This window comes from Roseomonas sp. E05, from assembly GCF_030063475.1.
In the GTDB taxonomy this organism is placed as follows: domain Bacteria; phylum Pseudomonadota; class Alphaproteobacteria; order Acetobacterales; family Acetobacteraceae; genus Pseudoroseomonas.
Genome location: NZ_JASIRT010000011.1, coordinates 116,530 through 138,390 on the forward strand (window position 1 = coordinate 116,530; position 21,861 = coordinate 138,390).

General features: G+C 71.1%; 20 protein-coding genes and 2 pseudogenes. 11 read left to right on the top strand and 11 right to left on the bottom strand.

What is annotated here, in order from left to right; all coding sequences use genetic code 11:
* Positions 1-155: 155 nt before the first annotated feature.
* On the top strand, positions 156-1,730 hold the full coding sequence (locus QMO56_RS13445) for an ABC transporter substrate-binding protein (protein WP_283526452.1): 1,575 nt from the start codon (positions 156-158) through the stop codon (positions 1,728-1,730).
* Between the two features lie 73 nt (positions 1,731-1,803).
* Positions 1,804-2,025: pseudogene (locus QMO56_RS13450) on the top strand (transposase); the annotation flags it as partial.
* Here QMO56_RS13450 and QMO56_RS26925 read toward each other — a convergent pair.
* The 5 genes and pseudogenes from QMO56_RS26925 to QMO56_RS13470 all read right to left on the bottom strand — a co-directional run bounded on the left by QMO56_RS26925 (position 1,988) and on the right by QMO56_RS13470 (position 4,362).
* A complete protein-coding gene (locus tag QMO56_RS26925) occupies positions 1,988-2,824 on the bottom strand; it encodes an inorganic phosphate transporter (RefSeq protein WP_349362357.1) in 837 nt (278 codons plus the stop codon). The pseudogene QMO56_RS13450 and the gene QMO56_RS26925 sit on opposite strands and share 38 nt — an antisense overlap.
* A 68-nt stretch (positions 2,825-2,892) precedes the next feature.
* Positions 2,893-3,054, bottom strand: a pseudogene (locus QMO56_RS26930) (inorganic phosphate transporter); the annotation flags it as partial.
* Positions 3,009-3,134 (bottom strand): hypothetical protein, encoded by a 126-nt coding sequence (locus QMO56_RS26935; protein ID WP_349362360.1) that lies wholly within the window; start codon positions 3,132-3,134, stop codon positions 3,009-3,011. The gene QMO56_RS26935 and the pseudogene QMO56_RS26930, both read right to left, overlap by 46 nt.
* A 15-nt stretch (positions 3,135-3,149) precedes the next feature.
* Entirely contained in the window at positions 3,150-3,743 is a 594-nt protein-coding gene (locus QMO56_RS13465; RefSeq protein WP_283526454.1) for a DUF47 domain-containing protein, read from the bottom strand.
* 178 nt (positions 3,744-3,921) lie between these two features.
* On the bottom strand, positions 3,922-4,362 hold the full coding sequence (locus tag QMO56_RS13470; RefSeq protein ID WP_283526455.1) for an NUDIX hydrolase: 441 nt from the start codon (positions 4,360-4,362) through the stop codon (positions 3,922-3,924).
* Between the two features lie 370 nt (positions 4,363-4,732).
* Between QMO56_RS13470 and QMO56_RS13475 the strand changes: the two genes are divergently transcribed.
* Positions 4,733-5,278 carry a DUF4142 domain-containing protein gene (locus QMO56_RS13475; protein WP_283526456.1) on the top strand — a complete coding sequence of 182 codons (546 nt, stop codon included), beginning with the start codon at positions 4,733-4,735 and terminating at the stop codon, positions 5,276-5,278.
* Positions 5,279-5,378: 100 nt separating this feature from the next.
* Here QMO56_RS13475 and QMO56_RS13480 read toward each other — a convergent pair whose 3' ends face one another.
* Positions 5,379-6,563 (bottom strand): acyltransferase family protein, encoded by a 1,185-nt coding sequence (locus QMO56_RS13480; RefSeq protein WP_283526457.1) that lies wholly within the window; start codon positions 6,561-6,563, stop codon positions 5,379-5,381.
* Between the two features lie 871 nt (positions 6,564-7,434).
* Between QMO56_RS13480 and QMO56_RS13485 the strand changes: the two genes are divergently transcribed.
* Positions 7,435-8,916 (top strand): polysaccharide biosynthesis protein, encoded by a 1,482-nt coding sequence (locus tag QMO56_RS13485; protein WP_283526458.1) that lies wholly within the window; start codon positions 7,435-7,437, stop codon positions 8,914-8,916.
* Between the two features lie 180 nt (positions 8,917-9,096).
* On the opposite strand, the gene QMO56_RS13490 is transcribed toward QMO56_RS13485, so the two are convergent.
* Positions 9,097-10,047: a tripartite tricarboxylate transporter substrate binding protein gene (locus QMO56_RS13490; protein WP_283526459.1), complete on the bottom strand. Its 951-nt coding sequence runs from the start codon at positions 10,045-10,047 to the stop codon at positions 9,097-9,099.
* Positions 10,048-10,351: 304 nt separating this feature from the next.
* On the opposite strand from QMO56_RS13490, the gene efeU reads away from it, so the two are divergent.
* The 4 genes from efeU to efeO are packed head-to-tail and all read left to right on the top strand — an operon-like array spanning position 10,352 to position 14,441.
* On the top strand, positions 10,352-11,167 hold the full coding sequence (gene efeU, locus QMO56_RS13495; protein ID WP_283526460.1) for an iron uptake transporter permease EfeU: 816 nt from the start codon (positions 10,352-10,354) through the stop codon (positions 11,165-11,167).
* A gap of 6 nt (positions 11,168-11,173) precedes the next feature.
* A complete protein-coding gene (locus QMO56_RS13500) occupies positions 11,174-12,253 on the top strand; it encodes a cupredoxin domain-containing protein (protein WP_283526461.1) in 1,080 nt (359 codons plus the stop codon).
* A complete protein-coding gene (gene efeB / locus QMO56_RS13505; RefSeq protein WP_283526462.1) occupies positions 12,250-13,557 on the top strand; it encodes an iron uptake transporter deferrochelatase/peroxidase subunit in 1,308 nt (435 codons plus the stop codon). The genes QMO56_RS13500 and efeB overlap by 4 nt, the downstream gene beginning before the upstream one ends.
* Before the next feature lie 44 nt (positions 13,558-13,601).
* The gene (gene efeO, locus QMO56_RS13510) at positions 13,602-14,441 is read left to right on the top strand and encodes an iron uptake system protein EfeO (protein ID WP_283526463.1); all 840 of its coding nucleotides are present in this window, start codon (positions 13,602-13,604) and stop codon (positions 14,439-14,441) included.
* A 19-nt stretch (positions 14,442-14,460) separates the two neighbouring features.
* Here efeO and QMO56_RS13515 read toward each other — a convergent pair whose 3' ends face one another.
* Positions 14,461-15,441 (bottom strand): LysR substrate-binding domain-containing protein, encoded by a 981-nt coding sequence (locus tag QMO56_RS13515; protein WP_283526464.1) that lies wholly within the window; start codon positions 15,439-15,441, stop codon positions 14,461-14,463.
* A 117-nt stretch (positions 15,442-15,558) separates the two neighbouring features.
* On the opposite strand from QMO56_RS13515, the gene QMO56_RS13520 reads away from it, so the two are divergent.
* The 3 genes from QMO56_RS13520 to hemH all read left to right on the top strand — a co-directional run bounded on the left by QMO56_RS13520 (position 15,559) and on the right by hemH (position 19,256).
* Positions 15,559-17,064: a catalase gene (locus QMO56_RS13520; RefSeq protein ID WP_283526465.1), complete on the top strand. Its 1,506-nt coding sequence runs from the start codon at positions 15,559-15,561 to the stop codon at positions 17,062-17,064.
* A 72-nt stretch (positions 17,065-17,136) separates the two neighbouring features.
* Positions 17,137-18,120, top strand: a complete 984-nt coding sequence (hemC, locus tag QMO56_RS13525; protein WP_283526466.1) for a hydroxymethylbilane synthase — start codon at positions 17,137-17,139, stop codon at positions 18,118-18,120.
* On the top strand, positions 18,117-19,256 hold the full coding sequence (gene hemH / locus QMO56_RS13530; RefSeq protein WP_283526467.1) for a ferrochelatase: 1,140 nt from the start codon (positions 18,117-18,119) through the stop codon (positions 19,254-19,256). Before hemC ends, hemH begins: the two co-directional genes overlap by 4 nt.
* On the opposite strand, the gene QMO56_RS13535 is transcribed toward hemH, so the two are convergent.
* Genes QMO56_RS13535 through QMO56_RS13545 form a run of 3 tightly spaced genes read right to left on the bottom strand, consistent with a single transcriptional unit; the run spans position 19,244 to position 21,857 of the window.
* On the bottom strand, positions 19,244-20,074 hold the full coding sequence (locus tag QMO56_RS13535; RefSeq protein WP_283526468.1) for an amidohydrolase: 831 nt from the start codon (positions 20,072-20,074) through the stop codon (positions 19,244-19,246). The genes hemH and QMO56_RS13535 overlap by 13 nt on opposite strands.
* Positions 20,074-21,066, bottom strand: a complete 993-nt coding sequence (locus tag QMO56_RS13540; protein WP_283526469.1) for a tripartite tricarboxylate transporter substrate binding protein — start codon at positions 21,064-21,066, stop codon at positions 20,074-20,076. Before QMO56_RS13540 ends, QMO56_RS13535 begins: the two co-directional genes overlap by 1 nt.
* Positions 21,057-21,857 (bottom strand): SDR family NAD(P)-dependent oxidoreductase, encoded by an 801-nt coding sequence (locus tag QMO56_RS13545; protein ID WP_283526470.1) that lies wholly within the window; start codon positions 21,855-21,857, stop codon positions 21,057-21,059. Before QMO56_RS13545 ends, QMO56_RS13540 begins: the two co-directional genes overlap by 10 nt.
* Positions 21,858-21,861 lie beyond the last annotated feature (4 nt).

A 21,861-nucleotide genomic window follows, 5' to 3' on the forward strand; every position in this document is an offset into this window, starting at 1 on the left:
TAGCCGTCTGTTTTGACGAGTATCTTCACCCGTTCCGATGGTGCCATCGGAACGGGATCTGCTCTAGGCTGGGCGGGCATGCAGCCTTCCCGGCATCGCATTTCCACTCCGCCGGGGGCGGCGGCCCGCCGCCCCCCTTCTCCTGGAGGACCGTCATGAAGCGTAGAACCCTGCTCGGCGCCGCCGCCGGCGTCACCGCAGCCACGCTGGCCCGCCCCTCCCTCGCCCAGGGCAAGGCCCGGGTGCTGCGGTTCGTGCCCGAAGGCAACCTGGCCAACCCGGACCCTGTCTGGACCACCACCACCATCGCCCGGAACCACGGCGCGATGATCTGGGACATGCTCTATGGGCTGGATGCGAGCTTCCAGCCGCAGCCGCAGATGGTGGCCGGGCATGAGCTCTCGGATGACAGGCTGACCTGGCGCTTCACCCTGCGCGACGGTCTGATGTTCCATGACGGCGAGCCGGTGCGCGCCATCGACTGCATCACCAGCGTCCAGCGCTGGGCGAAGCGCCGCCCGCTCGGACAGACGCTGCTGGCACGCACGGATGAGATGAAGGCGCTCGACGACCGGCGCTTCGAGATCCGCCTGAACAAGCCCTACAGCCTGGTCACGCACGCCTTCGCCGACAATTGCTTCGTCATGCCCGAGCGGATTGCGCGCACCGATCCGTTCCAGCAGATCAGCGAGTATGTCGGCAGCGGCCCCTTCCGCTTCCTGCGCGACGAGTGGGTCTCCGGCTCGAAGGCGGTCTATGCCCGCTTCGACAAATACGTGCCGCGGCAGGAGCCGCCGAGCTTCCTGGCCGGCGGAAAGGTGGCGCATTTCGACCGCGTCGAGTGGATCGTCATGCCGGACGCCGCCACCGCCACCGGCGCGCTGCAGAATGCCGAGGTGGACTGGCTGCAGCGGCCGGACTTCGATCTGATCTCCATGCTGCGCGGCATGCGCAACGTGAAGGTGGCGGTGAACGACAAGGTGGGCGTGCTGGCGATGCTCGGCATCAACCATCTCCAGCCCCCCTTCGACAATCCGAAGCTGCTGCGCGCCATCCTCTCGGCGGTGAACCAGTCGGACTACATGGCCGCCGCGGTGGGGGCCGAGCCGGAGCTGTTCCACGTCCCCGCCGGCGTCTTCACCCCCGGCCTGCCGATGGCGAACGACGCCGGCATGGAGGTGCTGACCAGCCCGCGCGACCTCGCCAAGAGCCGGCAGATGGTGCAGGAGAGCGGCTACAAGGGCGAGCCGATCCTGCTGATGTCACCCTCCGACTATCCCGTGCAGGCGGCTTTCGCGCAGGTCACGGCGGACCTGTTCAAGCAGCTCGGGCTGAACGTGAACTTCGCCAGCATGGACTGGGGCACGCTGGTGCAGCGCCGCACCAGCAAGGAGCCGCCGGAGCAGGGCGGCTGGAACGTCTTCCCCACCACCTATGAGGGGCTGACGGTGGCTGATCCCTCCAGCCATCCGCCGCTGCGCGGCAATGGTGCGCAGGGCTGGTTCGGCTGGCCCACCAGTCCGCGGCTGGAGGCGCTGCGCGACCAGTGGATGGACGCGCCGGACCTCGCCGCGCAGAAGAAGATCGCCGAGGAGATGCAGCGCGTCGCCTTCGAGGAGGTGCCGTTCATCCCGCTTGGGCAGATCTATTACCCGACGGCCTTCCGCACCGACATCGTGGACATCGTGCCCGCCTCCTTCCCGATCTTCTGGGGCGTGAAGCGCGCCTAAAAGTTTGGGACAAACCCTGGTGTGAGGCGTTGAGGAGGGATGGCGCTTCTCGTTCCTGACGACCTCTGGGCTGTGGTCGAGCCGCCGCTACCGCCAGGAGGGCCGGGCGCGCGGCATCGAGAGCAGCGCCCGCCTGGGCCGCCATCGCTGGGTCATCGAGCGAAGCTTCGCCTGGCTGAGCCGCTTCCGGCACCTCACCATCCGCCATGAGCGCCGCGCCGGCCTGCATCTCGCCCTGACGACACTCGCCTGCGCCGTCATCTGCCTGCGGCAGATCCGCCGCTTTTGTCCCTAATTTTTAGGGCGAGGGGGACCTGCTCGCCGTGCCCGGCTTGCGCAAGGATGGCAGCCGCATCTCGCTGGAGTTCACCATCGTGCCGGTTCCCGGCGAGGACGGGCGGATAGAGGGCATGATCGCGGTGCTGCGCGATGTGAGCCGCCGCTTCGAGGAGCTGCGCGCGCTGCGGCGGGAGCTTGCGGCGCTGAAGGAGCGCCGCTGAACCCGCCGCGGCGGCCCTCAGGCGAAGATCCCGGCCATGGCATAGGCGAAGGCGGCGATCAGCGCGGCGGCCGGCAGGGTGATCACCCAGGCGACGACGATGTTGCCTGCCACGCCCCAGCGCACCGCGGAGACGCGCCGCGCCGACGCCGACGCCGACGCCGATGATGGCCCCGGTGATGGTGTGGGTGGTGGAGACCGGCACGCCCAGCCAGGTGGCGAGGAGCAGCGTCATCGCGCCGCCCGTCTCGGCGCAGAAGCCCTGCACCGGCGTCAGCCGCGTGGTCTTCGAGCCCATGGTGTGGACGATGCGCCAGCCACCGAACAGTGTGCCCAGTGCCATCGCGATCTGGCAGCTCAGCACCACCCAGTAGGGTACGTGGAAGCCGCCCGGCATCATCCCCTGCGAGTAGAGCCGCACGGCGATGATGCCCATGGTCTTCTGCGCGTCGTTGCCGCCGTCGCCGAGCGAGTAGAAGGAGGCGGAGACGAACTGCAGCAGGCGGAAGGAACTGTCCACGACGAAGGGCGTCTTGCGCGCGACGGTCCAGGAGACGACCAGCGCCAGCACCAGGCCGAGCGCCGGCGAGAGCACGATGGCCGCGCCAGCGTCTTGCCGAGGCCGGACCAGACGATCGCGTCGAAGCCGGCCTTCGTCGTGCCGGCGCCGACGATGCCGCCGACCAGCGCGTGCGAGCTGGAGGAAGGGATGCCGAAGCCCCAGGTGATCAGATTCCAGGCGATCGCCCCGCTCAGCGCGCCAAAGATCACCCGCGGCGTCACCAGTTCCGCCTCCACGATGCCGGTGCCGATGGTCTGCGCCACATGAGGCCGTTGAGGAAATCAAAGAGCAGCGCAACGGCGATCAGGCCGTAGAGCAGCGGCAGGGCCAGCGTGGCATCCATCTCGGCCGCCCCGGCTCAGACGTGCTCGACCACGATGGTCTCGATCTGCTCCGCCGCGTCGTCGAAGCGATCTACGGTCTTCTCGAGCAGGTCGAAGACCTCCCGGGCGGCGATGAAGCGCAGCGCGTCCTCCGGGCGGGCGCGGCGGAACAGCTCGGTCACGCCGGCGTCGTGCACGTCGTCCGCCTCGCCCTCGACCTGGCGGATCTGCTCGCAGAGCGCGTTGATCTGCGGCGCCTTGGCGCTGATCTGCGAGAGCAGCGGCACCACCTCGCGCAGCAGCCCGGCGCAACGCAGGATGGCATCGCCCATGCGCTGGAAGTCCTGGTCGAACTCGGTCAGCTCGAACAGGACGATCGCCTTGGCGGCCTTCTTCACCTGGTCGACAGTGTCGTCCATCCGGCCGATCAGCGCCTGGATGTCGCCGCGGTCAAAGGGGGTGACGAAGGTGCGGCGCACCGCCTGCACCACCTCGCGGGTGACCGCGTCCGCGTCGTCCTCGGCGGCCAGCACCGCCGGGAAGTGGCGCTGCACTGCGGCACCGCCTTCCAGAATGCCCCGCAGCTCGGTGGCACCGCGCACCACGCAGTCGGCATGGCGGGCATACATCTCGAAGAGAACCGCTCCTCGCGCGGCATCAGCCGGCGGAACCAACGCAGCATCCGGATCTCCTCGGCGCGGCCATGGCCGCGCGTGCCCCATCCCGCCGGCCATCCGGTGCTGTCACCGGGGCGTCATAATCCAGGCGGTGCGGCGCCGAAATCCCCCGGGGCGTGGAAAGGGCCGCTCACGTCCCGGGCGGCAGCTCCGGCAGGCACCGCAGCAGGGCGGCAAGATCCTCCTCCTGCACCTGCTCCGCAGCCTGCACCGGGCTGAACCAGCGGCGCTCCCGCTGATGGGCTTCGGGCCACTCTCTCAGCAGCCGCTCGACGTGCAGGGGGAAGACGCCGACCTCGCAGCAGAGCTCCTGCCCTGTCTTCAGCCGCTTGCTGTAGCGGTAGGAGCCAATGGCCTGCGTCGCCACGCGGCCGAGCGCGCCGGCCTCCTCGAAGGCCTCCTTGGCGGCCAGCTCCGCGGGGGTGAGCCCTTCCTCGGCCCAGCCTTTCGGCAGGACCCAGCGCCGGGTCTCCCGGCTGGTGACGAGCAGGACCCGCACCTCTCCCTCGATCTCGGCGACCGGAAGCGCGGCGAACTGCTGCCCCCCTGACCGCAGAGGCTTGTCCGGCATGTCCGTCCTGTCCTTCCCGCGACTCCACCCAGCCCTTCCCCTCATGCGCTACCGGCCCGGCCACGTCCAGCGCCAGCGCAGCCGTCCGCAGGTGGCGCGGCGCCATGCTGCCTTCCCCGCGGCTACATGCCGGCATGCTGGCACCGGCCCCGAGCTGCCGATCATCGCAGCCTTCTGCGCGCGCATGTCACGTCCATCCGGAGGAAGGGTGCATGGCCCCGCTCACCGGGGCGCGGCCATGCACCCTTCCTCCGCAGATCGGCATCCCAACGAAGTGCCCCCGCCCGCGTTGGTAGCGGAGGACGACCGCGCACAGCTCCGCATCGTGCCGCGCCGGCCTCGATGAAAACGCGATGACGGAGGAACACGAATGACGCGGATTTTCCAGGGCGCCGCCTGCGCGGTCCTGCTCCTGGCCGGCTGCGCAGAGACGCAGAAGGCGGCCGACACCACCGTCGCGGCGGCGAAGGCACAGGTGAACCCCACCCTCTCCACCAGCGACGCCGCCTTCATGACCAGCGCCACGCGCGGCGGCCTGGCGGAGGTGCAGCTGGGCCAGCTCGCCCAGCAGAATGGCCGCTCGCAGGCGGTGAAGGCCTTCGGCCAAAGGATGGTGACCGACCATGGCCAGGCCAACCAGGAGATGATGGCGCTGGCGCAGCGGAAGCGGATCACCCCGCCTGACGATATCGGGGCCGAACATCAGCGGACCTATGAGGAACTCGCCCGGCTGCGCGGCAGCGCCTTCGACCGCGCCTATGCCCAGGCCATGGTGCAGGATCATCGGGAGGATCTGCAGGCCTATCAAAGCGAGGCGATGAATGGCACCGACCCGGAGGTGCAGGCCTTCGCCGCGCGGCACGTGCCGGTCCTGCAGGAGCATCTACGCATGGCGCAGCGCTTGTCGGCGCGCTGAACGGGGGCGCCAGGGGCTCCGCCCCTGGAACCCCGCCGGGGTGACAGTGTCACCCCGGCCCCCGCCCTCGGCCGGGAATGCCCGGAACCTTCCCGCTCCTCTACGACAGGGTGCCGGAAACGGTTTGCGAAGGCGGCGCGGCCTCCTTCCAGCGTGGCGCCGGCCATACGCCGTTGAACAGCAGCATCAGCGGCGGGCTGCGCCGGATGAGGCGATGGAAGCCGCAGGAGAGGACGGCTGACAGCGTGACAATGATCAGGATCTCGAGCAGCGGCGGCAACGGGATCTTCAGGAAGGCGACGGACAGCCAGAGCACGAAGACGACATGCACCAGATAGATCGTCATCGCGCCTTCCACCATCGCCTTTGACAGCGGCGTGGAGCGGTCAAGCCAGCGCCTCGCGCCTGAGAGCAGGAGATGGGAGAAAAGAATGCCTACGATGGGCATCAGGAAGTAGGTGGCGGCGCGGCTGGCATCGCCCTCCCCCTCCTGGCAGACAGCCATCAGCGCCGCGGCACCGAGGGCGACAGCCCAGATGGACCAGCGAGGCCGCGTGAAGGCTTCGAGCCAGGTGGGACGGTAGGCCAGCAGGGCGCCGCACAGGAAGACGAGCCCGTTGGCGAAGAACTCCGCGGGAATGAAGATTCCGCCGAGAAGATAGCTGGCATTCAGCAGCTTGCCTGCCGCCGCCACCACGAGCGTGGCGGCACCAAGGCCCAGCAGCGCCAGGCCACCCCATGCAGGGCGGCGCTCCACGGCATCCTGGAAGGCGGCAAGACCCTGCTCCAGCCGCAGGCTCCCCCGCAGCTGCCACAGCCCGGCCAGGAGGCTCACATAGAGAAGCAGGTAGATCAGGAACCAGAGGTGCACGGTCCAGTCCGCGCCGGGGTTCCGCATCGCCTGAAGCAGTCCCGGCACGGCATTCTCCGGCCCGCCCTGCGCCACGGCGCCAGCCAGGACGAGCAGGGGGCTGACGAGAGCGAGCGAGGTGGCGAGCGGAAGACCCAGGCGCCGGAGACGGTCCCGCCACCAGGCCCCGCTGCCGCGGCGCCGCACCAGCAGCATGCCGAACAGCCCGGCCAGCAGAAAGAAGGCCGGCATGCGGAAGGTGTGGCTGAACTGCAGGAGCCAGGTGAAGACCTCGCTGTGATCGGGCGAAGCCACGATCCAGGCCGCATGCGACCCATAGACCAGACCGGCATGGTAGGGGATGCCCGCCAACATCAGGATTGCACGTAGCTGGTCGAGATAATCCCAGCGCTGCCCTCGGATCGGGCGGAGCAATGCCCTTTCTGCGCCATCGGCCGGCATGGGTGGGGTCGCTTCTGTGGGCATGGCCGTTCTCCCATGGCGCTGCATGCCCCGGTCCTGGAGCGGCTGAAGCGGAAGAAGGTATCGCCTGAAGGGCGCCTTCGAATTTTAGACAGATCCTGACTTTATGGATCTTTCTTTCCCGATGGAATCAAGGCTCCGTGAAGGCACTCCGCACGAGCGGGGCGGAAACGCCTTTCATTTCAATATCGCGACGTTCCGGAGAGCACCCTGTCGCCACCGCCCAGGAAAGCGGGCGAAAGAGGCGTTTCTCACCAGGGGTTGATAATGATCACTCCATGATTTCAGTCGCATTTGAGAGACGCAGCGCCATTATGGCCAGATTAGGGCATCGCGCTTCGTCGAAGTTCGAGGGAAAAGTCCATGCAGCTGGTGCGAACTCTGATCCCGTTCCTGATTCGGAACACTCTTCAGGTGCCTAGCATGGCCCGGCGCACCGCCGGCTCCGCGCTTTCCGCCCACACGGCCGCCACCCGATTTGCTCCCGGACTCGGACCGATGCGGCCCGGCACGCCACGCGCCTGGCCAGCAGTCGAGACGACGCGCGCAGCGCACCGCCGCCGGATCACCTTCGGCCTTGCCGGAAGCCCATGTTGAGGAACGGCGCAGGCATCTGCCGAGAGGCCTGCCACCACTCGGGCCGCACGCTTCGCAGGGCGCCCCGCCGATGGCCTCGCCGCCTCCGCACCGAACCGCCTCCCCGGCGAGGCCGGTGGAGCGCCGCGGCGGATCCGCCCCGCACCATCAGTGCCCGACGCACCTGCCCGAGCGCATCATCTCCTGACCGACCTTCAACAAGCGGACCTCTGCCATGCCGTCCCCGATGAGCGCCGATCTCATCCGCACGATCGCCGAACTGTCGCAGGCCGCCCCCGCCACGCCCGGACCGGAGGACAGCGCCGCGCTCCGGCGCGCCACCCGCGCCCTGATCCGGTCCATGCGGCAGGAGGGCCGCCTGGCGGAGAGCCCGATGCAACTGGCCCTGACCCGCACGGTGGACCTGCACCACCCGGCAGCGGAGCGGCGGCTGCGGGGAAAGCGCGTCCTGGTGACGGGCGGTTCCGGCTGCGTGGGGACGCGGCTGCGCCAGCTCCTCGCCGGCTTCGGCCCTGCCACGCTGGTCAACCTCGACATCGCGCCGCATCATGGCGAGGGCCGCTGGCTCAAGGCTGATATCCGTGACCCCGCGGTGCTGGACGCGGCCTTCCGCGCGGCGCGGCCGGAGGTGGTGTTCCATCTGGCCAGCATCCGCGAGCCGGGCAAGGCGGAGCTGGTCGTGCAGGAGGCGGTGGACACCAACGTGTTCGGCACCGCCAATATCATCACCGCCTGCCGCAGGCACGGCGTAGGTCACGCCGTCTATTCCTCCACCGGCAAGTGCTACGCCTACCTGACCGACCACGTCTACACGGCCAGCAAGAAACTGGCGGAGATGCAGTGGATGGCCGCCGCGCGTGAGGCGGGCGACACCAGCTTCGCCATGACGCGCTTCACCCATGTGCTGGAGAACGGCATCGTCTCGCGCGACATTGCCGAGGGTGTCGGGCGCGGCATGGTCGGCCTGCACGGCCCCGACCGCCACTTCAACATCCAGAACCTGCGCCAGGCCACGCATCTGCTGGTCAACGCGCTGGCGCTGGCCGGCACGCAGGCGCCCGACAGCTTCTGGAGCGCCGTGGACCTGGGCTGGCCGGTGAACACGCTGGAGCTGGCGCTGTTCGAGATCGCCCGCAGCGGCCGCGACGCCGGGGTCCGCTTCCTCGGCATCCCGAAGGGCTATGACGAGAGCTTCTTCCGCGGCCAGTTCGACTGGAGCGGCACCTGCGACTACCACCCGCTGGTGAATGCGCTGGAAGCGCCGACGGTGGTCAGCGACAGCACGGGCACGATGATCGGCGCCCGGGTTGCCTCCTGCTCCCCGGCGGTGCTGCAGCAGCAGCTGCAGGCGTTGCGGGCCCGGCTGCAGGAGGCGCCGACGGATGTGGACGTGAAGCAGGCGCTGCTGCACAGCGTCGCCGGCGTGACGGAGGCCGTCTTCCGCGAGACCAGCCCCGGCCGCTTGCTGGACATCCTCTGGTGGGGTGCGGCGCCGGGCTGGATCGAGGCCGGAAGCACCCGCTTCCGCCCCGTCATGACGATGCTGGCGGACCTCCTGCTGCCCCGGCTGGCACAGCCCGAGCTGCGCTGGGAGGAGGCGGCGCGCGCCAAGCTGCTCGACATCGCCACGACCTTCGCCGGCATCCCCGGTCTGGGCGGTCGGGCGGAGCGCTTCCAGGCGGTGACGCAGCCGCTCTGCGCCGCCTGAGGCGCCAGGGGGGGGTCATGCCCCCGCTCCCCCCCCCCCCGTGCAGCAAGGCCCTGCGAGCCGCGTGGAAAGTCACGGACCGTCCACGCGGATATCCACAAGGTTGCCCCCGAAATCTGGGGATAACCGGCGCCCCGCCCGTGCTGCCTTCGCTACTCCTTCCCTGCCCTGGGCGGCACGCTATCCGGACATGCCGACACGGCGCAGGACCGGCTCCCACTTCGCCGTCTCGGAAGCCAGGAAGCCGGCGGCCTCGTCCGGCGTGCTGCTCGGCCGCACCTGCATCGCCATCTCCAGCAGGCGATGCCGGAAGGCCTCCTGTCCGGTGATGTGGTTCACGGCCCCGTTCAGCCTGGTGATGACCGGCGCCGGCGTGCCGGCCGGCGCCATCAGCATGTGCCAGGTATAGGCCTCGTAGCCCGGCACCCCGGCCTCGCTGATGGGGGGGACGCCCGGCGCGGCCGGTGAGCGCGCCGGCGAGCCGAGGCCGAGCGCCCGCAGCTCGCCACGCTCGACATAGGGCATGGCGCCGGTGCCGACATCCATCAGCATGTCCACATTGCCGCTCAGCAGGTCCGGCATGGCGGCCGAGCTGCCGCGATAGGGCACATGCTGTACCTTCAGCCCGCCGGCCATGCTGAGGAACAGCTCGGAGGCCAGGTGCACGGCGCCGCCGATGCCGGAGGAGGCGTAGTGATACCGCCCCGGATTGTCGCGGAAGAGGGTGATCAGCTCCTTCAGGTTCTTCGCCGGCACTTTCGGGTTGATGTAGAGCACCATCGGCACCTGGCCGATCAGGGCAATCGGCGCGAAATCCGCCAGAGGGTCGAAGGTGAGCTGCGGGAAGAGCGGGCGCAGCACCGAATGCGCGATGGTCGTGTAGAGCAGCGTGTAGCCGTCCTTCGGCGCCTTGGCGACGAACTCGCTGCCGACGACCACGCCGGCCCCGGTGCGGTTCTCCACGATGACCCGCTGCGGCAGGACCTTGCCAAGCTCCTCCGCCAGCAGCCGGGCGGCGACGTCGGTCGGACCGCCGGCAGCGAAGGGAACGACCATGTGCACCGGCTGATCGGGCCAGGCGGCGGCCGGCTGCGCGACGGCAGGGCATGGCACGGTAGCAAGCGGACTCATCGCCAGCCCCGCGGCTGACGCAAGAAGACCTCGGCGCTTCATTGGCGCTCCTCCCTGTTTGCCCTGGCAGTATCGCGTCCGTTTCGAGGTCGGGTCAATTTGCCATGCGACCAGGGCGGCACCACCGCTCCGTCAAGCCCTGCGTTCCGCCGCGCGCGGGGGTTGCGCGACCCCGGCGGCAGCCATGCGCCTCTCACGGCAAAGGCATCATCGAACTTGCGAAGCATTCGCAGGAGTCCTATTCGCCTTCAGGGACGCTCGGCGCCGCCGCGAAGGCGGGGTGCCCTACCTGGAGCAACCGCCCGTGCTGGTCGCATTTCTGATTCTGCTGCGCGAGGGGCTGGAAGCGGCCCTGATCGTCGGCATCGCCGCCGGATACCTCGCCCGCACCGGCCGCTCCGACCGGATGCCGCTGGTCTGGATCGGCACGGCCTGCGCCGCGCTGCTCTGCCTCGGCCTCGGCCTTTCGCTCGACCTGCTCAGCCTGGAGTTTCCGCAGCGCCAGCAGGAGCTGTTCGAGAGCGCCATCGGCCTGCTGGCCGCCGGGATGCTGACCGGCATGGCCTTCTGGATGCGCCGGGCCGCCCGCTCCATGGGCCATGACCTGCGCGGCCGGATGGAGGCGGCGGCCGGCTCCGGCGCCGCGCTGATCGCGCTGGTCTTCCTCGCCGTCGCGCGGGAGGGCGTGGAGGCGATGGTCTTCCTGCTGGCGCTGATGCAGCAGGGTTCCGGCTGGTCGGTGCCGCTGGGCGGCCTGCTCGGCCTCGCCGTTGCGGCGGTGGCCGGGGTGCTGATCGCCTGGGGCGGCATGCGCCTGAATTATGGCCGCTTCTTCCGCTGGACCGGCGTCGTGCTGCTCTTCGCCGCCGCCGGGCTGGCCGCCGGCGCCCTGCGCGCGCTGCACGAGGCCGGCCTCTGGAACCAGCTCCAGCAGCTCGCCTTCGACCTCAGCAACGTCCTGCCGGAGGATGGCCTCCTGGGCTCGGTGCTGGCGGGCCTGTTCGGCTACGCCGCCCGCCCGACCATCGGCGAAGTGATGCTGTATCTCGCCTTCCTCGGCGTGCTGCTGCCGGCTTTCCTGTCCAGCCCGCGCCAGCCGGCCGCCGTGGCGGGGCGCTGAGGCGGCATGTCGCTGCGGGGCACCATCCGGATCGGCTACGGGCTGGTCGCCGTGCTGGCAATCGGCGTCGGCGCGCTGGGCGTGCTGGACTGGCGGCAACACCAGCGCCGCGCCACGCAGGCCGGACCGGCGGAGGATGCGGTGACGGTGACCGTCACCGCCAAGGCCTGCGAGCCGGACCATCTCGAAGTCCCGGCCGGCCGTGTCGCCTTCCGCGTCGTCAACCGCAGTGACCGGGTGCTGGAATGGGAGATCCTGGACGGCGTGATGGTCGTCGAGGAGCGGGAGAACATCGCTCCCGGCCTCAGCCAGCGGCTGACCGCCCGCCTCGCGCCCGGCGAATACGCCATCACCTGCGGGCTGCTCAGCAACCCGCGCGGCCGGCTGGTGGTCCGCCCGGCCGGGACGGACACGGCACCGGCGGGGCCGGACCTGCGCGAGCTGATCGGCCCGATGGCCGAGTATCAGGTCTATCTCACCCTGCAGGGCGCGGCGCTGACCGAGGCCACGGCGCAACTCGTGGAGGCCGGCCAAGGGCCGGAGGCGCCAGCCGCCCTGGCCGTGGCGCAGGCCGCCTACCAGCGCCTCCGTCCGGCCGCCAAGCTGCTGCAGGCCGAGCTGGATGCCGCGCTGGACGCGCGCGCCGCGGACTTCGCCGGCGGCGCGGATGACCCTGCCTTCACCGGCTTCCGCCGCCTGAGCCTGGCGCTGCGCAACACGGACCCCGCCGCACCCGCGCTGGAGCGCCGGATCCAGGCCGACGCGGCGGCGCTGGCGCAGCGGCTGAGCGCCGCCTCCATGCCGCCCGACCGGATGCTCGCCGGGGCAGCGCTGGTCGCCTCCGAGGCCGCCACGGCCAGCGACCCTGCCTTGGCTACCGCCATGCTGGAGGGAGCAGGCAAGGTCGTCGCGCTGCTGGCCCCGCCACTGGGCCGCATGGCGCCGGAGCCGGCGGAGCGGGCGACGGCACAGCTGGCCGCCGCCCGTGCCGCCCTCGCTGCGGGCGACGAGGCCGGCTGGCGAAAGGCCGCCAAGGCGCTGGCGGATTCCCTGTCATCCCTGCGCGAGAGGCTTGGCGCAGCATGAGCAAATGCCCCTTCCACATGGCTTCCGCCCAGGGGGCCGGCGTCCCCCTGGGCACCGGACGGCGCACCCTGCTGCGCGGCCTCGCCGCCGGCGGCGCCGCCCTCGGCCTGCCCGCCGCCACCGCGGCCCGCGAGGCGCGGGCCGACGAGTTGATGCAGTCCCCGCCCGGCCGCGACGATCAGGCCGCGGCCCGGTCCATCCCCTTCTACGGCCCGCATCAGCCCGGCATCCTCAACCCGCCGCCGGCCGCCGGGATGGTCGCCGCCTTCGACGTGCTGGCGACCTCGCGCCAGGGCCTGGAGCGGCTGTTCCGCACGCTGACCGAGCGCGCTACCTTCCTGATGGCCGGCGGCACGCCGCCCGCCGAGGACTCGCGCTTCCCGCCGGCGGATTCCGGCATCCTCGGCCCGGTGATCCTGCCGGATGCGGTGACGCTGACGGTGGCGGTCGGCGCCTCGCTCTTCGATGACCGCTATGGGCTGGCCTCCCGCAAGCCGCGCCACCTCACGCGGATGGCGCGCTTCCCGAACGATGCCCTGGACCGCGACTGGTGCCATGGCGACCTGCTGTTGCAGATCTGCGCCAACACCCCGGCGTCGATGCTGCACGCGCTGCGCGACGTGATCAAGGCGACGCCTGACCTGCTCCGCCTGCGCTGGAAGCTGGAGGGCTTCCTGCCCCCCGCCGCCGGCGCGGCGAAGCGCGAGACGCCGCGCAACCTGCTCGGCTTCAAGGACGGCACCGCCAACCCCGACCCGAGCGACGCGCCGCTGATGCGCGAGCTGGTCTGGACGGTGCCCGGCGCGGGCGAGCCGGACTGGGTGGCGGGCGGCAGCTACCAGGCGGTGCGCATCATCCGCAACCTGGTCGAGCGCTGGGACCGCACGCCGCTGCGCGAGCAGGAGCAGATCATGGGCCGGCTGAAGGACTCCGGCGCCCCGCTCGACGGCGAGCACGAGCATGACGCGCCGGACTTCGCCCGCGACCCGGAAGGCGCCCGCACGCCGCTCGACGCGCATATCCGCCTGGCCAATCCGCGCACGGCGGAGACGGCCGGCAGCCGCATCCTGCGCCGGCCCTTCAACTACAGCCGCGGCGTCACCCGCTCCGGCCAGCTCGACATGGGGCTGCTGTTCATCTGCTTCCAGGCGGACCTCGAAGCCGGCTTCATCGCCGTGCAGCGCCGACTGAACGGCGAGCCGCTGGAGGAATACATCAAGCCTGTGGGCGGAGGATATTTCTTCGCCCTGCCGGGCGTGCCCAGCGAGGGCGGCTATCTCGCCCAGGGGCTGCTCGAAGCATGACATCGCCCTGCCCGCTCCGCTCCCAGTCCCGGAAGGATTCTCGAATGCGCCGTCTGCTTCTGTCGGGCGCGGGCCTGCTGGCCCTGTCGCTCGCCGCCGCCCTGCCGCCCGCGGGCGCCGCCCGCGCCGCGGCGGTCTCGCCGCTGGAACTTGCCGCGCCGATCGCGCAGTACAAGCTCTACGTGATCGGCGAGGCCCGGCAGCTCGTCGAGGGCACGCGCGCCTTCACCGATGCGATCAAGGCCGGCGATCTCAAGAAGGCGCAGGCGCTCTACGCCCCGGCACGCGTGCATTATGAGCGGATCGAGCCGCTCGCCGAGCTGTTCAGCGACCTCGACACCGCCATCGACTCCCGCGCCGACGACCACGCCGAGGCGGAGAAGGATGCCGGCTTCACCGGCTTCCACCGGCTGGAATACGGGCTGTTCGCGCAGAAGAGCACCGAAGGGCTGCCCCCCTTCGCCGACAAGCTGATGGCCGACGTGCAGGAGCTGCAGACACGCCTGCAGGAGCTGACCACGCCGCCCGAGAAGGTGGTGGGCGGCGCCGCCGCGCTGATCGAGGAAGTGGCGGCCACCAAGATCTCCGGCGAGGAGGACCGCTACAGCGGCGCCGACCTCTCCGACTTCCAGGCCAATGTGGACGGCTCGAAGAAGATCGTGGACCTGCTGCGGCCGCTGCTGATCCGCGCCGATGCGCCGCTGCTGGCCAAGGTGGACGCCAATTTCGGCAAGGTGGACACCGTGCTGGCGCGCTACCGCACGCCGGATGGCTTCAAGAACTATGAGGAGCTCACCCGCGACGACCGCAACGCCCTGCAGGCGCCGATCACCGCGCTGGCCGAGGACCTCTCGCGGCTGCGGGGCACGCTGGGCCTCGACTGACAGGGCGGCCCGTGCCTGCTCAGGCGGCGGCGCCGCGCCCGGGCTGCCCGTCCTGCTCCGGGGCAGCGGCGGGCAGGGCGCGCGTGCCGGGCGGCGCGGTGTCGCGCAGGAAGCGGGCGAGATCGCGGAAGGCGGGCGCCCGCGTGTCCGAGCGGCGCCAGGCGAGGCCGATGCTGCGGCCCACGGCCTCCCCGCCCGCCAGGCTCCGCACCCGCAGCAGCCCGTCGAGCTCCGCCTGCGGCTGCGTCGCCAGCAGCGGCAGCAGGGAGTGGCCCTCCCCGGCCGCGATCATGTGCCGCAGCATCTCCAGGCTGCTGGCGAAGCGCCCGTCGCGCCCCGGGCGCGCCAGCCCGCAGAGCGAAAGTGCCTGGTCGCGCAGGCAATGCCCTTCCTCCAGCAGCAGCAGGCCCTCGCAGGCCAGGTCCTGCAGGCCGAGGCGGGCCTGCCCAGTCAGCGGATGGGCCGCCGGCAGCACGGCCAGGAAGGGCTCGAAGAACAGCGACTCCGCCGCGATCCCCTCCACGCCCGCCGGCAGGGCGAGCAGCAGCGCATCGAGCTCGCCCGCCTGCAACGCGACCAGGAGCGGACTGGTGTGCCCTTCCTGCAGCCGCAGTTCCAGCTTCGGGAACCGGCCGCGCACATCGCGCAGCAGCCCCGGCAGGTAATAGGGGCCGAGCGTGGCGATGACGCCGAGCCGCAACGAGCCCGTCAGCGGCTCCGCCCGGTTGCGCGCCATCTCCAGCAGCGTGCGGGCGCTGCCCAGCACCTCCCGCGCCTGGCGCAGCAGCGCCTCGCCCGCCGGTGTCACCGTGATGCGGCGCGTCGTGCGCTCGAACAGCGCCACGCCGAGCAGCGCCTCCAGCTTGCGCACCTGCTCCGACAGGCCAGCCTGGCTGACGCCGCAGCGCTCGGCGGCGCGGCCGAAATGGCCGAGATCGGCCACGGCCACGGCGTATTCGAGATCGCGGAGGGAGAGACCGGCAAGGGTGTTCGGCAGCATGGATTGATAGGTAGGACCGAACAGAAATCCTGGAAAGATCGATTTTACCTTATCTCATGATCCCGGCATCGTCCCAGGGCGCCCATAAGGGCCCGAGGAAAAGGACGCAAGGACACCATGGCCGACCCGACCCGCCCGGTGATGACGACCACCGCCGGCGCCCCTATCGCCGACGACCAGAACAGCCTCACCGCCGGGCCGCGCGGCCCGATCCTGCTGCAGGACTACCAGCTGATCGAGAAGCTGGCGCACCAGAACCGCGAGCGCATCCCCGAGCGCGTGGTGCATGCCAAGGGCAGCGCCGCCTATGGCACGCTGACCATCACCAACGACATCAGCCGCTACACCCGGGCGAAGCTCTTCGCCGGGATCGGCAGGACGACCGACCTGCTGCTGCGCTTCTCCACCGTGGCCGGCGAGCGCGGCGCCGCCGATGCGGAGCGCGACGTGCGCGGCTTCGCGCTGAAGTTCTACACCGAGGAGGGCAACTGGGACCTGGTCGGCAACAACACGCCGGTCTTCTTCATCCGTGACCCGCGCAAGTTCCCCGACTTCATCCGCACGCAGAAGCGCCACCCGCGCAGCAACCTGCGCAGCCCGACTGCCATGTGGGACTTCTGGTCGCTGTCGCCCGAGAGCCTGCACCAGGTGACGATCCTGATGAGCGACCGCGGCCTGCCGCAGGGCTACCGCTTCATCAACGGCTACGGCAGCCACACCTACAGCTTCTGGAACGATGCCGGCGAGCGCTACTGGGTGAAGTTCCACTTCAAGCCCATGCAGGGCATCCGCAACTGGACGAACGAGGAAGCCGCCGCGGTGGTGGCGAATGACCGCGAGAGCGCGCAGCGCGACCTCTATGAGGCGATCGAGCGCGGCGAGTTCCCGCGCTGGCGCATGTGCGTGCAGGTCATGCCCGAGGCCGATGCGGAGAAGACCCCCTACAATCCCTTCGACCTCACCAAGGTCTGGCCGCATGCCGACTATCCGCTGATCGAGGCCGGCATCCTGGAGCTGAACCGCAACCCCGAGCACTACTTCGCGGAAGTCGAGCAGGCCTCCTTCTCGCCCTCCAACATCGTGCCCGGCATCGGCTTCAGCCCGGACAAGATGCTGCAGGGGCGGCTCTTCGCCTATGCCGATGCGCATCGCTACCGCGTCGGCACGCACTACGAAGCGCTGCCGGTGAACCGCCCGCGCTGCCCGGTGCACAACCACCATGCCGATGGCGCCATGCGCTTCGACGCGCCGCGTGGCACGGATGCCTACTACTTCCCGAACAGCTTCGGCGGGCCGCAGCCCGAGGCGGCCGCGAAGGAGCCTCTGCTGCGCATTTCCGGCGACGCGGACCACTACGACCACCGCGCCGGCAATGATGACTACAGCCAGGCGGGCGCGCTGTTCCGCCTGTTCGACGCCGGCCAGCGCGAGCGCCTGTTCCACAACATCGCCGCCGCCATGCAGGGCGTGCCGGCGGAGATCATCGAGCGCCAGCTCGGGCACTTCGCCAAGGCCGACCCGGCCTATGCCGAGGGCGTGCGGCGGGCGCTGGCCGCCACCCATACGCCGGCCGCCTCCGCCCCCACCACGGCCGCCGAGGCGCTGGCCCCTGCCGCAGAGTGAAGCATGCCGGGGCCGGCGCCTCTCCGTGCCGGCCCCGCCGCCCTCCGATTCCAGAGAAAGCCAATCCTGCCCATGTCCGCCGTCCTCTCGCTGCCGCCGCGCCTCGCAAGGGCGGCGCCACGTCCTGCCGCCCTGTGCGTCGGCACCCGCGGCTCGGCCCTTGCGCTGGTGCAGGCGCGGGTGGTCATGGCGGCGCTCGCCGCCGCGCGACCGGACCTCCCCCTGCGCGCGGCCCCCATCACCACCACCGGCGACCGCGTGCAGGGCAGGCGCCTGGCCGATCTCGGCGGCAAGGGGCTCTTCGCCAAGGAGATCCACGAGGCGCTGCTCGACGGGCGGGTGGATTTCGCCGTCCACAGCCTGAAGGACCTGGAGACGGAACTGCCGCGCGGCCTCGCCATCGCCTGCATGCTGCCGCGTGAGGACCCGCGCGACGCGCTGGTGCTCGCGCCCTCCTGCCCACCGGTCGGGCGCGCCCTGCCCTTCCCGGTCCTGCCCGAGGGCGCGCGCATCGGCACCGCCTCCGCCCGCCGGCAGGCGCAGCTCCTGCACGCCCGGCCGGACCTGCGCACCGGCCTGCTCCGCGGCAATGTCCATACCCGCCTGGATCGGCTTGAAAGCGGTGACTTCGCCGCAACGCTGCTGGCGGCGGCGGGGCTGAAGCGGCTGGGCCTCGCGCCGCGGGCCGCCACCCTGCTGGAGCCGGAAGAGATGCTGCCGGCGGCCGGCCAGGGCATCATCGCCGTCACGGCGCGCGAGCGGGACCACCGGACGATGGCGCTGCTGGCCGCGCTCGACGATCCGGCGGCGCGGGTGGCGGCGACCGCCGAGCGCGCCATGCTGCATGCCCTGGACGGCTCCTGCCGCACGCCGATCGGCGGCTTCGCCCGCACCTTGCCCGGAGGCGAGATCCTGCTCACCGGCATGGTCGCCCGCGCGGACGGCTCCTTCCTGTTGCGGCGCAGCCTGCGTGGCCCGGCGGCCGAGGCGGCGCGGCTCGGAACCGCGCTTGGCGCCGCGCTGCGCGCCGGCAGCCCCGGAGACATCCTCGCATGAGACCCATGGACCGGCCGCGGGAGCGAACGGGCGTGCTGCTGGTCAATCTCGGCACGCCCGATGCCACGGGCTATTGGGCGATCCGCCGCTACCTCTCGGAATTCCTCTCCGACCGCCGGGTGATCGAGGCCAGCCCGCTCTGGTGGCAGCCGCTGCTGCAGGGCGTGATCCTGGCGACACGCCCCTTCCGCACCGGCGCCGCCTACCGGCAGATCTGGCGGCGGGAGACCGACGAATCGCCGCTGCGCTTCTTCACCCGCGCCCAGGCGGAGAACCTCCGTGCCCGCTGGCCGGAGGCGGAGACAGGCGTGGTGATCGACTGGGCCATGCGCTACGGCCGCCCCTCCATCGCCGAACGGCTGCACGTGCTGGCCGGCCAGGGCTGCGACCGCATCCTGCTGCTGCCGCTCTACCCGCAGTACAGCGCGACGACGATGGCCACGGTGAACGACGCCGCCTTCCGCGCGCTGATGCAGATGCGCCGCCAGCCCGCGATCCGCACGATGCCGAGCTTCCCCGACCATCCGCTCTACATCCGCGCGCTGGCCACGCGCATCCGCGCCTCGCTGGCGGATCTGGACTGGCAGCCGGAACTGCTGCTCGGCTCCTTCCACGGCCTGCCACGCCGCTACGTCCAGGCGGGCGACCCCTACCCGGCCGAGTGCGGGCGGACCATGGCGGCGCTGCGGCGGGAGATGGGGCTGACGGCGCGGCAGTTCCCGCTGACCTACCAGTCGCGTTTCGGCCGCGAGCGCTGGCTGGAACCCTATACGGACCAGCGCGTCGCCGCCCTGGCCGCGCGTGGCGTGAAGCGGCTCGCCGTGGTCGCGCCCGGCTTCCTCTCGGACTGCGTGGAGACACTGGAGGAGCTGGGAGGTGAATTGCGGGAGATATTCCTGCATGCCGGCGGCACGCATTTCCACCTGGTGCCCTGCCTGAACGACGGACCGGGCACGACGATGCTGCTCGACGCGCTTCTGCGGGAGGAACTGGCTGGCTGGGCCTCGCCGGCGGTGGCCGGGCGCCCGGAGCAGGCCCATGCCGAGGCGCCAGGCCCCTGGCCGGCCGTCCAGGCCCGGCGCCCGGCCCTACCGGACGCCACCAGGGCTTTCTCCACCGCGGGTCAGACCCCGTAGAGGCGGGCAGGATTCTCGACGAGGAGGCGCCGGAGTCCCGCCGCATCCGCCATCAAGGGCAGCAGGTCGAGCAGGGCGGCATCGTCCGCGACGGGGTGGCGCGGGTTGGAGTGCGGAAAATCCGTGCCCCAGACCACGCGCCCCGGCGCAGCGGCGATCAGCGCGCAGGCGAAGGGCAGCGCGTCATGGAAGGGCGGCCCCGCCGTCGAGACGCGGTCCGCACCCGAGACCTTCACCCAGCAGTTCTCGTGCCGGACCATCTCCAGCAGCGCGCGGAAAGCCGGCTGTTCCACCCCGCCGGCCGCGTCCACCCGGCCCATGTGGTCGATCACGAAGGGGATGCGCAGGGCGTGCAGCTCATCGCGCAGTTCCAGCAGGTCGCCGGCATCGAGGTGGATCTGCGCGTGCCAGCCGAGCGGTGCGATGCGCGCGACCGTGCGGCGGAAGAAGTCCATGTCCGGCCGCGCCTTCAGGTGCCGGACAAAGCCGAAGCGCACGCCGCGCACGCCGCCCTCGTGCAGCGCCTGCAGCGCCTTCTCGTCGAAGCCGTCGTCGATCAGCGCGACGCCGCGGTAGCGGCCGCCGCTGCCGGCGATGGCGTCGAGCATGGCGCGGTTGTCGGTGCCGTGCACGATCGCCTGCACGATGACCGAACGCGTGATGCCGAGCCGGGCATAGAGCGCCGCCAGGTCCTCCTTGCCGCGGTCGGGCGGCGTGAAGGGGCGGTTCTCCACGAAGGGGAAGCGCGCCACCGGGCCCCAGATGTGGCAATGCGCGTCGCAGGCATCCGGCGGCGGGACGTAGTGCGGGGCGCCCATCAGTCGAGCCTCACATCGGCCGCGCGCACCACCTCGGCCCAGCGCTCCACCTCGCGGCGGATGAAGGCGGTGGCCTCCTCCGGTGGGCTGGCAATGACGCGCGCGCCCTGGCTGGTGAACTGCTTCGCCGTCGCCGGCCGCGCCATCACGGCCGCGATGGCGGCGTGCAGCCGCTTCACCCGCTCGGGCGGCGTGCCGGCGGGTGCGAGGGCGGCATACCAGTTCTCGACCTCCATGCCGTCAATGCCCGCTTCGGCGAAGGTCGGGATCTCCGGCAAGGCGGGGGAGCGGGCCGCGCTGGTCAGCGCGAGAGGATGGAGGCGCCCTTCCCGCACATGCGGCAGCAGCACCGGCAGGTCGAGGAAGGCCAGGTCCACTTCCTTGGCCAGCAACGCGGTGATGGCCGGCGCGGCGCCGCGATAGGGGACATGGGTGATGTTGACGCCGGTGCGCAGCCTGAACAGCTCACCCGCCAGGTGCGGCGTGCCCCCCGGCCCGGCGGAACCGAAGTTCAGCCTGCCGGGCCGCGACTTCGCCAGCGCCACCAGCTCCGCCACGCTGCGTGCGGGCAGGTCGGGGTTCACCGCCAGCAGCGAAGGCACCGCGGCGACGATCGAGACGGGCGCGAAATCCTTGCGCGGGTCATAGGCGATGTTCGGCAGCAGCGTGACGTTCACCGCCACCGCGCCGGTGCTGCTGAAGCTGAGCGTGTAGCCATCCGGCTCCGCCTTGGCGACGGCGTCGGTGCCGACCACGCCGCCGGCACCCGAGCGGTTCTCCACCACGACGGAGCTTTTCAGCTCCTCCGTCAGCGCCGCGGCGACGATGCGGGCGGCGGTGTCCACCGGGCCGCCGGGCGGAAAGGGCACCACCAGCCGGATCGGCCGGTCCGGAAAGGCCTGCGCGGCGGCGCCGGTGGGGCGCAGCGCGGGAGCCGCGAGCGTGGCCGCGAGCAGCGCGCGGCGGGTCGGGAAAAGGGCGTTCAGTCGCATCGCACCGACATCCCCCCGTCCACCACGATTTCCGTGCCGGTGATGAAGCGCGCCTCGTCGGAGGCGAGGAACAGGGCGGCATTCGCCGTGTCCCGCCCGTCGCCGGCGAAACCCAGCGGGATGCGCTTCTGGCGCTGGGCGAGCAGTGCCTGCACGTCGCCCCCGGCGCGCTGGCCGGCGAGGCGCACCTCCACCATCGGCGTGTGCATCTGGCCCGGCACCACGGTGTTCACCCGGATGTTGCGGCCGGCATATTCGACGGCCACGACGCGGGAGAGCTGGATGATCCCCGCCTTGGCGGCGGCATAGGCGACCTGCGCCGCGCCGGTCCAGCGAAGGCCGGAGGTGGAGGCGGTGTTGACGATGGCGCCGCCGCCCTGGGCCTCCATCACCGGCAGCACATGCTTGCAGGTGAGGAAGACGCTCTTGAGGTTGTAGTCGATCTGGCTGTCCCAGACCTCCTCGCTCATCGCCACCGGCCCGCCCTTGGCCGAGCCGCCGACATTGTTCACCAGGATGTCGATGCGGCCGTATTCCGCCCTGGCGGCTGCGACCATGGCGGCGACCGAGGCGCTGTCGGTCACGTCGCATTCGCCCATGGCGAAGCGGCCACCTTCCTCCCGAATGCGGGCGGCGGTTTCCTCCATGGCGGCGAGGTTCTTGTCAACGCCATAGACCAGCGCGCCCTCGCGCGCGAAAAGCACGGCCGCCGCGCGCCCGTTGCCCCAGCCCGGGCCGACCGAGCCGGCACCGGTGATGATTGCGACCTTGCCGGCCAGACGCCCTGTCATCCCG